Genomic DNA, 3,510 nt, shown 5'->3' with positions numbered 1-3,510 from the left:
CGAAACTATCTGCCAGATCCGTTTCACGAGCGCCCTGCCCTTTCCGTTTTTGCCGAGGATTTCTTCTTAAAGCACTCCGCCGCCGAGGCCAAGGTCGCGGGCCATCTGCTGCACGTCGCCCTTGCCCACGCCCGGCTTGAGCCAGTTCAGGGTGAGGCGCGTCGCGGCATGACCGTTGAGGGTGACGGCCTCTTCGGACACGGCGCCCAGAATGGCGAAATTCTTCGTAATTTCAATGGCATCGGACTGGTTTTGGAAGGTTCCGATTTCTATGCGCACGGCGCGGGAATCGGCATCCATGGCCTCGGCCCAGTCGGCCAGCGCACCCGAGCGGGTGGCCATGGCATTGGCGGCGGCATGGGCGGTGCCGATGGCGGCGTCCTGCTCCTGGGGCGTGGTGCCGGCATAGGAGAACAGATTGCCGAAGAAATTGCCGGCGATGTCCATCAGACTGTTGGTGTTGTCTGCATAGGCCGTGCGCGTGGTGCTGCCCGGTCCGCCGAAATCGGCGGGGCCGTTATAGCTGGCCAACAGCCTGCGGGTGTCGTCGCCTTCGAGCGGCGCAGGGCCGACATATTCGGCCTTGATCTGGGTGTGGCCGTTATTGACATAGCCCAGCATGGAGGCGGCGCGGTGGGACAAATCCATGATGCGGCCGGGCATATAGGGGCCGCGATCGTTGACGCGGACGATGACCGAGCGGCCATTGGCCTGATTGGTGACGCGCACATAGGAGGGCAGCGGCAGGGTCGGGTGCGCCCCGGTCAGCGCATTGGCCGAAAAAATCTCGCCATTGGCGGTGCGGCGGCCATGGAAATCGGCGCCGTACCAGGAGGCGTCGCCGGTGGCGACATAGTTCGGATTTTCCTGCGGAACATAGGTAACCCCGCGCACCGTATAGGGTTTTCCCACCTGATAGCGCCCGCCGCCCTTGGGCGGATTGGGATTTGAGGTGACGCGGGGCGACACGGCAACGCCATATTCCGAGGAGGTGAAGGCGGCGCGCTTGACCGTAGGGCCCAGCCCCATGCTGGAGCAGGCAGCAAGCACCGGCGCGACAAGGGCCACAAGGGCGACGAGGCGGACGGCATGTCCCCGGGCGGTCGTCTTCACGGCAGGCATACTCTTGATACAAAACAGCAATGGCGAGCCCGGAGGATACCCCCTCTGGCCCGGCGATGCCCGCAAAACGCATCTTTCTGGTTTAGAGGGGGTTAATGCTAGCGGACTGTTACCGCCGAGCGTCGCATTTAATCGCATTTGCGCGCCTGGCGGTAACGCGCCGGCGTGGCGCGCGAAGGGGTTGTTTCGGCGCAATTGCGGATATAAAGAAGTCTTTATATCACCGGAATCCCCCGATATTTGAGGTGAATGGCCATGCCCCGGCAAGACGAAACCCATAGTCCCGACTGGAACGAGGTCCGCTCCGCGCTGACCAAGGCGATGCGCGAGCGCATCCTGATCCTGGACGGGGCCATGGGCACGATGCTGCAACGCCTCAAATTCGACGAGGCCGCGTTTCGCGGCGAGCGCTTCGCCAACTGGCACCTGCCCCTGCAAGGCAATAACGACCTGCTGGTTCTAACCCAGCCGCAGGCGGTGGAGGATATCCACTTCGAGTATTTTCTGGCCGGGGCCGATATCGTGGAGACCAATACCTTCTCGGCCACTTCGGTGGCGCAGGCCGATTATGGCTGCGAGGACGTGGTCTATGATCTCAACTTCCACGGGGTGAAGGTGGCGCGGCGGGCGGCCGAACGCGCCGAGGCCGCGGACGGCAGGAGGCGGTTCGTCGCCGGGGCGATCGGGCCGACCACCAAGACCTCGTCCATGTCCACCGACGTGACCAGCCCCGGCTATCGCTCCATCACCTTCGATCAGTTGCGCGACGCCTATGCCGAGGCCATTCGCGGGCTGATCGATGGCGGCGCCGACATGCTGCTGTTCGAAACCATCACCGACACGCTCAACACCAAGGCCGGCATTTTCGCGGCGCAGCAGATTTTTGAGCAGCGCGGTATCGAGCTGCCGATCATGATTTCGGGCACCATCACCGATCGCTCGGGGCGCACGCTTTCCGGCCAGACGCCCACGGCGTTCTGGTATTCGGTGCGCCACGCCAGGCCGCTGACCATCGGGCTCAACTGCGCGCTCGGGGCCGATCTGATGCGCGATCACATTTCCGAGCTTTCGGCGGTAGCCGACACTTTTGTGTGCGCCTATCCCAATGCCGGCCTGCCCAATGAGATGGGCGGCTATGACGAGACGCCCGAGCAGATGGCCAGCCAGTTGCGCGCCTTTGCCAGCGACGGATTGCTCAATATCGTCGGTGGCTGCTGCGGCTCGACGCCCGACCATATCCGCGCCATTGCCGAAATGGCGGCGCAATACCAGCCGCGCAAACTGCCCCATGCCGACAAGCTGCTGCGGCTGGCCGGGCTGGAGCCGTTCACGCTGACCAAGGCCATTCCCTTCGTCAATATCGGCGAGCGCACCAATGTCACCGGCTCGGCGCGCTTCAAGAAGCTCATCACCGCCGGCGACTATACAGCCGCGCTGGACGTGGCGCGCGACCAGGTGGCCAATGGCGCGCAGGTGATCGACATCAACATGGATGAGGGGCTGATCGACTCCAAGCAGGTGATGATCGATTTCCTCAACCTCCTGGCGGCCGAGCCCGACATCGCCAAGGTGCCTCTGATGATCGACTCATCCAAGTGGGAGGTGATCGAGGCGGGGCTGAAATGCGTGCAGGGCAAGGCGCTGGTCAACTCCATCTCGCTCAAGGAAGGCGAGGCAGAGTTCATCGCGCATGCCAAGCTGGTGAAGGCCTATGGCGCTGCCGTGGTGGTGATGGCGTTCGACGAGACCGGGCAGGCCGACACCAAGCAGCGCAAGGTGGAAATCTGCACCCGCGCCTACAAGATCCTGACCGAGGTGGTAGGGCTGCCGCCCGAAGACATCATCTTCGACCCCAATATCTTCGCCATCGCCACCGGCATCGAGGAACACAATAATTACGGCGTCGATTTCATCGAGGCGATCAAGGACATCACCGCCACCCTGCCCCATGTGCATATTTCGGGCGGCGTTTCCAATCTGAGCTTTTCGTTTCGCGGCAACGAGCCGGTACGCGAGGCCATGCATGCGGTGTTTTTGTATTATGCCATCCAGAACGGCATGGACATGGGCATCGTCAATGCGGGGCAATTGGCGGTGTATGAAAGCATCGACAAGGATTTGCGCGACGCCTGCGAGGACGTGATCCTCAACCGCCGGAGCGATGCCACCGACCGGATGCTGGAAATCGCCGAGCGCTATCGCGGTGCGGCGGGCAAGGAAGCCAATGCCAAGGATCTGAGCTGGCGCGAAGGCAGTGTGGAAGAGCGCATCGCCCATGCGCTGGTCAACGGCATTACCGAATATATCGACGCCGACACCGAGGAAGCGCGCCTGAAGCTGCCGCGCCCGCTGCATGTGATCGAAGGGCCGCTGATGGCGGGCATGGGG

2 protein-coding genes are annotated in these 3,510 nt (G+C 62.8%); one reads left to right on the top strand and one right to left on the bottom strand.

What is annotated here, in order from left to right:
• Positions 1-66: 66 nt before the first annotated feature.
• Positions 67-1,113 (bottom strand): septal ring lytic transglycosylase RlpA family protein, encoded by a 1,047-nt coding sequence (locus VDP82_RS15760; protein WP_323015778.1) that lies wholly within the window; start codon positions 1,111-1,113, stop codon positions 67-69.
• A 264-nt stretch (positions 1,114-1,377) separates the two neighbouring features.
• Between VDP82_RS15760 and metH the strand changes: the two genes are divergently transcribed.
• Positions 1,378-3,510 (top strand): methionine synthase (gene metH, locus VDP82_RS15755; RefSeq protein WP_323015777.1); only part of this gene is annotated, 2,133 nt, incomplete at its 3' end.

Source organism: Devosia sp., from assembly GCF_034675085.1.
GTDB lineage: Bacteria > Pseudomonadota > Alphaproteobacteria > Rhizobiales > Devosiaceae > Devosia.
The sequence above is the reverse complement of the archived record's forward strand: the minus strand, read 5'-3'. Positions and strand labels throughout refer to the sequence as shown.